At 69.6% G+C, this 8265-nt stretch carries 7 protein-coding genes and 1 tRNA gene; all 8 read left to right on the top strand.

Annotation, left to right across the window (positions count from 1 at the left end):
• Positions 1-502: 502 nt before the first annotated feature.
• Positions 503-2284: an ABC transporter ATP-binding protein gene (locus BH719_RS08765; protein ID WP_009744483.1), complete on the top strand. Its 1782-nt coding sequence runs from the start codon at positions 503-505 to the stop codon at positions 2282-2284.
• Between the two features lie 7 nt (positions 2285-2291).
• Entirely contained in the window at positions 2292-4037 is a 1746-nt protein-coding gene (locus BH719_RS08770; RefSeq protein ID WP_009744484.1) for an ABC transporter ATP-binding protein, read from the top strand.
• Between the two features lie 23 nt (positions 4038-4060).
• Positions 4061-4732 (top strand): TetR/AcrR family transcriptional regulator, encoded by a 672-nt coding sequence (locus BH719_RS08775; protein ID WP_009744485.1) that lies wholly within the window; start codon positions 4061-4063, stop codon positions 4730-4732.
• 231 nt (positions 4733-4963) lie between these two features.
• Positions 4964-5485 (top strand): 50S ribosomal protein L10, encoded by a 522-nt coding sequence (gene rplJ, locus BH719_RS08780; protein ID WP_034219863.1) that lies wholly within the window; start codon positions 4964-4966, stop codon positions 5483-5485.
• 93 nt (positions 5486-5578) lie between these two features.
• Positions 5579-5959 (top strand): 50S ribosomal protein L7/L12, encoded by a 381-nt coding sequence (rplL, locus tag BH719_RS08785; protein WP_009744487.1) that lies wholly within the window; start codon positions 5579-5581, stop codon positions 5957-5959.
• A 142-nt stretch (positions 5960-6101) separates the two neighbouring features.
• Positions 6102-6896 (top strand): MerR family transcriptional regulator, encoded by a 795-nt coding sequence (locus tag BH719_RS08790; RefSeq protein WP_009744488.1) that lies wholly within the window; start codon positions 6102-6104, stop codon positions 6894-6896.
• A gap of 207 nt (positions 6897-7103) precedes the next feature.
• Positions 7104-7175, top strand: a tRNA-Asn gene (locus BH719_RS08795).
• Between the two features lie 51 nt (positions 7176-7226).
• A partial coding sequence (locus BH719_RS09765; protein ID WP_009744489.1) for a hypothetical protein occupies positions 7227-8265 on the top strand: 1039 nt, incomplete at its 3' end.

The raw sequence follows: 8265 nt of genomic DNA on the forward strand, positions 1-8265 counted from the left end.
CTGCCCCGATGTGGGTTAGCCTGCCCCATTGCCTGTTTTCGTGCCCCGGTGCGGCTCGCCGGGGTCCGTTTTCACAGCGATACCACGTTCTGCAAGCGTTATACCGCTTGCAAAGTGACGGTATCCCTTTGAAAACGTGGAATCGCTTGTGAAACTGCCCGCGTGCCACCTGGACAGGGCTGGTCGAGGGGCGCCCGCTGCCTTGGTGCTTGTGAGACTGTCCGCCTGCTGCCCTGACGGGGCTGTCGGACCCGGCCGCCGAACCCGCGCCCGGGCCGGACCCTTTCGCCCTTGGGGAACCGCCGTCACGCGATTCGGACCCGGCCGCCGAACCCGCGCCCGGGCCGGACCTTCTCGCCCTTGGGGAACCGCCGTCACGCTATGTGGGCTCCGCCCTCGCCGGTGCGAACGACCCGGACGGCGGTCACTAGGCCAGGACATTGAGCATAAAGATAGGCTATCCTAACTGCGAAGCGCATTCGATGTTAGTGGAGGCCGTCTCGTGACATCCGATCAACACCCAGCCGCGCCCGCGGATCCGGGCGCGAAGTACCGGGAGGGGCAGGCCGCCTTCAAACGCCTCACCCGCCCCATCGCCGTGCCGATGGCGATCAGCCGAGTCCTCGGAGTGGTGTACGGCGTGCTCGCCGTCGTCCCCTACGTCATCCTCGTCCACCTGGGCGGAGTGCTCCTCGAGGCGTGGGACCGCGGGGAGGGCCCCGACGCCGCGCGGATCGGCGCCATCCTCGCCTGGCTGATCGGCGCGTTCTGCGCCCGCCTCGGCATCTACTACGTCGCACTGCTCGTCACCCACATCGCGGACATCCGATTCGGGCACTACGTGCGCGAGCAGATCGTCCGCACGATGTCGCGGGCGCCGCTCGCGTGGTTCTCGGCCACGGCCTCGGGCAGGATCCGAAAAGCCGTCCAGGACGACACCCACGAGATCCACACGGTCATCGCCCATGCCCCCGTCGAGTCGACGGCGGCCGTTGCCAGCCCGCTGTCACTGGTGGTCTACGCCTTCGTCATCGACTGGCGCCTGGGACTGCTCTCCATCGCGACTCTGCCCGTCTACGCGCTCATCACATGGTGGATGACCAAGGACATGGGCCCCAAGACCGCCGAGATGGACCAGCACCTGGCCGAGGTCTCGGCCACCATGGTCGAGTTCGTGACCGGGATCACTGTTGTCAAAGCGTTCGGCCGCGTCGGCGACACCCACGGGCGCTTCCGCCGGGCCGCCGAGACGTTCTCCAGCTTCTACGTCGCCTGGTGCCAGCCCCTGCTGACGGGATCGGCGCTGGCCACCTCCGTAGTCTCCCCGGCAGTGCTGCTCCTGGTCAACCTGGGCGGGGGTGCCCTGCTGGTCGGCGCGGGATGCGTCACCCCCGTCCAAGTGATCGCGTGCTCGCTCATCGCCCTGGTCATCCCCCAGGCCATCGAGGTCCTCACCTCGACCGCCTGGGCCTATCAACTGGCGGGAGCCGCCGCCCTGCGCCTCGTCGAGATCCTCGACATCCCCTCCCTGGAGGACACGGGGAAGCGGGTGCCGGACGGCCACGACATCGTCCTCGACCACGTCTCCTTCTCCTACGGGGACCTGCTGGCACTCGACGACGTGAGCCTGACGATGCGCGAGGGCACGGTCACGGCCCTGGTCGGCCCCTCCGGTTCGGGCAAATCCACGCTGGCGACCCTGATCGCCCGCTTCGCCGATCCCGACTCCGGCAGCGTCGCCCTGGGCGGAGTGGACCTGCGCGACATCCCCGTCAAGGAGCTCTACCGCCACGTCGCCTTCGTGCTCCAGGACCCCCAACTGCTCGACATCCCGATCCGCGACAACATCGCCCTCGGCAGGCCCGGCGCCACCGACGAGGAGATCATGCGCTGCGCGGCCCATGCGGGCATCGCCGACTTCATCGAGTCGCTCCCAGCGGGCCTGGACACCGTCGTGGGCGCCGACACGGACCTGTCGGGCGGGCAGGCGCAGCGCGTGTCCATCGCCAGGGCGCTGCTGATGGACGCCCCGGTCCTGGTCCTCGACGAGGCGACGGCCTTCACGGACCCGGAGTCCGAGGCGGAGATCCAGGACGCCCTGTCAGAACTGGTCAAGGGCCGGACCGTCGTCGTCATCGCCCACAGGGCGGCCCCCGTGGCGGGGGCCGACCAGATCGTCGTACTCGAACGGGGCAGGATCACAGGGGAGGGGACCAGTGCCGAGCTGGCCGACCACCCCTACTACCGCGCCCTCGCGGGAACGCGCACTGAAGGAAGGAAGTGACAGGCGCATGGGATCATTCGTCGCCAACCTCAAGGAGACACTCTCCGAGAAGGGCAGGGAGTCCTTCCGGTGGGTCGTCGTCCTCTCCGTCGTCGTCGGCCTCATCCGGGGCGGGGCGCTCATCGCCTTCATCCCGGCCTCCAGTGCCCTCGTGTCCGGCCGGACCGTGTGGGGCCTGACCACTGGGGGCTGGGTCGGGGTCGTCGGCGCCTCCGCCGCCGCCGCTTTCGTCATCGAGTACGCGCTGTCCCTGAAGAACTACTCGGTCGCCTTCGACTTCCTGCGCTTCCTCCACATCGCGATCGGCCGCAAGGTCGCCGCCATGCCCCTGGGGGCCTTCACCCCGGACACCGCGGGCAAGACGTCCCGCCTTGTGAGCCGCGAACTCATGCTGCTCGGCGAGATCTTCGCGCATATGTTCTCCCCGGCCCTCATCGACGTCGTCACCTCGTTGACGATGCTGGTGGGGATCTGCGTGTGGAACCCGCCGCTGGGACTCGCTTGCCTCCTGGCGATCCCCTTCATGTGGGCGGCCGTCTGGGCGTCGCGCCGGGCCTTGGCGCACGAGGCGCGGCTGACCGAGCCCGCCGCTAACGAACTGGCCGGCCGCCTCGTCGAGTACGCCCAGAAGCAGGGCGCCTTGCGGGCGTGCGGGCGGGGTGACTCCTTCGACGCGCTCACCGCCGCCGAGGACGCCTACCAGCGGCGCGCCACCAAGGGCCTGTGGTGGGCCACCGCAGGGCAAGTCGTCAACGGCATGGCGGCCCAGGTCGTCGTCGTCTCCGTCGTCTACGCCATCGGGGCCGTCGCCGCGGGCGGATCCCTGTCGCCCCTGGAGGCGGTCGTCGCCATCGGCGTGCTTCTGCGCTTCATGCAGATACTGGTCAATATCGGCGCCCTGGTCTCTTCCTTCGAGACCCGCAGGCCCGTCCTCGAGCTCGCCCACGAGGTCCTGTCGACCCCCGAACTCCCCGAACCCGCCGAGTCCGCGCCCGTGACCGTTCCCGGGGAGGTCGTCGTCGACTCGGTGGACTTCGGGTACGAGGCGGGGGCCGGCGTCCTCCACGACGTGTCCTTCAGGGCCGCCCCTGGCACGATGACCGCCATCGTCGGGCCGAGCGGTTGTGGGAAGACCACGATCGCGCGCCTCGTCTGCCGTTTCTACGACGTGGACTCCGGGGCGGTGAGGGTCGGGGGGAACGACGTGCGCGACTACTCCACCGAGGACCTCATGGAGCAGTTGTCCATGGTCTTCCAGGACGTCTACCTCTTCGACGACACCCTCATCGCCAACATCCGCGTCGGGCGCGAGGACGCCACCGACGAGCAAGTCATGGCCGCGGCGCGCATGGCGGGGGCCGAGGAGATCGCCGACCGCCTTCCCCTGGGGTGGAGCACTCCGGTCGGCGAGGGCGGGCGCGCCCTGTCCGGGGGCGAGCGCCAGCGCGTCTCCGTGGCCCGGGCCCTGCTCAAGGGGTCGCCCATCGTGCTCTTCGACGAGGCGACCAGCGCCCTCGACCCGGAGAACGAGTCGCATATCGTGGAGGCGATGGAGGAGCTGAGGCGCTCATCGACCCTGATAGTCATCGCGCACAAACTCGACACGATCGCCTCGGCCGACCAGATCGTCGTGCTGGACGAGAACGGGCGCGTCGTCCAGATCGGCGCGCACCAGGAGCTCTACGATGCAGGTGGGCCCTACAGGCGGTTCTGGCGGGCGCGCGAGCGCGCCAAGGGATGGCGCCTGGTCTGAGACGACGCGGAAAGGGGGAACCGATGGGGCGCAGGACTGGGCCCAAGCCCTTTTTCAACGCCGACGACGTCGTGGACGCCGCCTACGCCGGGGGGCTGCACGTCATGACGCTGGCGGGCGTCGCGCGCAGCCTCGGCGTCGCCCCCCAGACGCTCTACCGCGTCTACCCCTCGCGCGACGCCGTGGTGGTCGCCTGCCTCGAACGGGCCGCCGCCACGCTATCGGCCCCCGATCCCGCGCTGCCCTGGAGCGACCAGCTGCGCGACTGGGCGGAGTCGGCGTGGCGGGTGTGCGAGGAGTTCCCCGGACTGGACGTCACCATCCACTCCTTCCCCTACCCCCACATCGCGGTCCTGCCCGTCATCGCCGCGCTGCGCGGGGGACTGGCGGACGCGGGCTTCCCGGGCGACGCCGACCTCGCGATCGACATGGTCGGCGACATCGCGGTCCTGGCCCATATGGGCGTCACGACCCGGGCCTCGGCCGCGCCCTGGCGGCGCAGGGCGGCTGCCAGGCGGGTGGAGGAGGCCACCGGTTCCCTGGACGCCGGCTTCAACATGAACGCCGGATGGCCGCTCCTGCGGGCCAAGGCGGCCGCGAAGCAGTGGATGGAGCGGAAAGTCGAGGTCGTCATCGCCGGGTTCGCGGCGGGGCCGCTGCCCCACGACAACAACCCCGCGCCCCGTAACGCCTAGAGTGCGTTCCTCGCGGAGTGAGGGCGCGGCGTTGCCGGTGCCACAAGCCCGGGTTGGCGCCTCCTTGGCCGGGGGTGCTACAGTATTCGGTGCCGAAGACCGTTGGTATCCGCTGCGCGGAGGGAAATCCAACGCAGGTACGTGACCACCTCGGTGGGGGAATACCAGCCCGACACGCGCCTGCGTGCCGGGTTTCTCATTACCGGCGGCCACGTAACTGGAAGGAGGACCATGGCGAAGTCCGACAAGGTGGCAGCAGTCGCCGAGCTGGTGGAGCGTTTCCGCGCGGCCGACGCTGTTCTGCTGACCGAGTACCGCGGCCTGACCGTTGGCCAGCTCAAGCAGCTGCGCCGGGGCCTGGGCGAGAACGCGACCTACGCCGTGGCAAAGAACACGCTGGCGCGCCTGGCCGCCAAGGAGGTCGGGCTCGACTTCCTCGCTGAGGACCTCAAGGGTCCCACGGCCATCGCATTCGTCACCGGCGAGCCCGTCGAGGCCGCCAAGACGCTGCGTGATTTTGCCAAGGACAACCCCTCCCTCGTGCTGAAGTCCGGTGCGATGGAGGGCGCCCAGCTCACCGCTGAGGCCGTCAAGAAGCTCGCCGATCTGGAGTCCCGTGAGGTCCTGCTGGCCAAGGCCGCGGGCGCCCTCAAGGCGAAGATCGCGCAGGCGGCGTACGCGTTCAACGCCCTGCCCATCAAGGCTGTGCGCACCATCGATGCCCTGCGCGAGAAGCAGGGCGAAGCGGCCTGACGAGACAGGCCCCTTCCCGCCGCCGGGCGGTGGCGCGGGAGGAACTCACCACCAATCTGCTCTCGAGCAGGCCAAACAGGAAGGATGCCACTCATGGCTAAGCTCTCCAACGACGAGCTCATCGAAGCTTTCAAGGAAATGTCCCTCATCGAGCTCTCCGACTTCGTGAAGCTCTTCGAAGAGACCTTCGACGTCGAGGCCGCGGCCCCCGTGGCCGCCGTCGCCGCGGCCCCCGCCGCCGACGCCCCCGCCGTCGAGGAGAAGGACGAGTTCGACGTCGTCCTGGAGTCCTTCGGCGACAAGAAGATCGCCGTCGTCAAGGTCGTCAAGAACCTGACCGGCCTGGGCCTCAAGGAGGCCAAGGACCTCGTCGAGTCCGCGCCCTCGACCCTCTTCGAGAACGCGAAGAAGGAGGACGCCGAGAAGGCCAAGGCCGAGATCGAAGAGGCCGGCGGCAAGGTCACCCTCAAGTGACCCTCCCGGTCTGATTCGTTCAGGCTCCCGCCCTGATGGGCGCACTGAACCCCGTCCCGCGCGAGCGGGGCGGGGTTCGCGCATGCCCGGGGGGCGCGTCCGGCTTGACCATGACGCGGCGTGAGGCATCAGGATCAATGGCATGAGCGACGACAACACTTTCTACACCGTCGGCGAGGTGGCTCAGCGCTTCGCGCTCACGGTGCGAACGCTGCACCACTGGGAGGCGCAGGGCCTCCTCGCCCCCGTCGAGCGGAGCTGGTCGAACTACCGGCTGTACTCGCCCGAGGACTGCGCCCGCGTGCAGAGGATCGTCATCTACCGCGCCACCGGCATGGGGCTGATGGACATCAAGGCGCTCCTCGAATCCGGGGAGTCGGGTGCTTCGCACCTCAGGCGGCAGCGGGAGAGCCTCGTCGCTCAACGCCAGCAGACGGACAAGATGATCGAAGCAATAGACCTACTACTGGAGGATGCGATGAACGGCAATGCGCTGACCGTGGAGGAGATCGGGGAGATCCTGGGGGACGCCGACTTCGCGGCCCACCAGGCGCGGGCTGAGGAACGCTACGGCGGCACCGACGACTGGAAGGAGTGGCACCGCCGCACCGCCTCGTGGCGGGAAGGCGACTGGCAGGCCAACGTCGAACGAGTCCAGCAGATCGAATCGGACATGATCGATGCGATCCGCGACGGCGTCGCCACCGACAGCGACCGGGCCGCCGAGCTGGTCGGCGCGCACAGGGAGGCCCTGAGTGAGTACTTCCCCGTGAGCCCCGCGAAGCACTACCTGATCTCGCGCGCATACCTGTGCGATGAGGGCTTCCGCTCCCACTACGATTCCCAGCAGGAGGGGTTCGCCCAGTGGCTGGCGACCGCGATCGAGCACGTCGCGCGCAACAGAGGCGTGGACACGGACAACCCCGAATGGAAATAAGTGGCCCTCGTCGCGCTGTCTGAGTGCTGGACCCGCGGGCCGCCCCGCGCCGCCGGGCAAGGCCTCTGCGGGTCCGGCACTCAGGGCCGCAGGGGACGGAGACGGGGAACGGAACCGGCCCGTTGGCGTGACGCGCGGCATAAGGGGATCGCTGTCTCCAAGTTGTCAGTCCCCTGGCCGCTCTGCTACTATTCTCTTTTGTCGCAATCCTGCGTAGCTCAACGGCAGAGCATCCGACTGTTAATCGGACGGTTACTGGTTCGAATCCAGTCGCAGGAGCTGAACCCCGGCCCAGGCCGGGGTTTTCGCTATACGGGCAGGGGGGGAGCCGTGTGGGTCGGTGTGGTGCTCCGGGTGGTCCGCCTCGGCCTGTTCGTCACCGCCCTGGTCTGCGTCGCTGTCGTCCTCTGGGCGGAGTGGAAGGACATCCAGGAGCGGAGGGAACGCGCCCAGCGGCGCACGGACTCGATCAATGAGAGCCGCTTCAAAGGCGCCCCCAAGAAGGCGGTGCGCCGCGAGCTCGACGCCCATATGGCCGGGTGGCGCGAACCGGACGGCGCGCGCCCCCGCGGGGCGCATCTCGTCGCCCCGGGCGCCCACCGGCTGCCCACCCGCATCCCCGTCGGCCGCATCGGGCGCTTCCTCGCTGGCGACTGGGTGCGCCCCACGTCGCCGCCCAGCCTGCTCGACACCGATCCCAGCGCCTGCGCGGAGGCCGCGGGGACCGACGAGGCGGGCGCCCCCGGCCTGCGCCTCGACGTGTGGACGGTCCACCCGAAGACCGTGAAGTCGCCGCGCCTCATGTCCTTCACCTTCGGAACGCGCGCCTGCATGGTGGAATTGCGGCAGTTCGCCACCCCCGGCTACGCCACTGCGGACCGCTCCGAGGTCCTGGGCTACGCCCGGGCCTTCATGCGACTGCGCTCCGACGGAGCCGATCCAGGAGGGCCCACGCGGATGCCCACCGCGTTGTTCGGGCCTCCGGGCGCGCCCCTGGGGCCCACTTCGAAGTACATGCGGGTCATCGGGGAGTCGCTGACGCAGGAGGGGCCCTTCGCGACCGCCGTCCACGAGGGCACGTGGCACGCGATCGACATCGGGTTCCACCGCGCGGAGTCGGCCGACTGGCGGCTGGTGGGCCGCCTGCGCCTGCTGGACGCGGGCGGGCTGGTGCTGGCGTGCCCGAGCCCCGACGGGACCTGCGCGATGGCGCCCGTCGACCCGGAGGACCTGTTCTGGGCGCTGGAGGGGGCTATCGGGGAGCTGGACTCCGACGGGCGCGCGATGCCCTCCAGCGCTGGCGGGGCGGGCGCTCCGGCCGGGACCGCTGGCGCTGGCGCGCCCGCCGCCGTGCGCGCCCTGCTGGAGG

This window comes from Pauljensenia hongkongensis (genome assembly GCF_001746855.1).
Lineage (GTDB): Bacteria > Actinomycetota > Actinomycetes > Actinomycetales > Actinomycetaceae > Pauljensenia > Pauljensenia hongkongensis.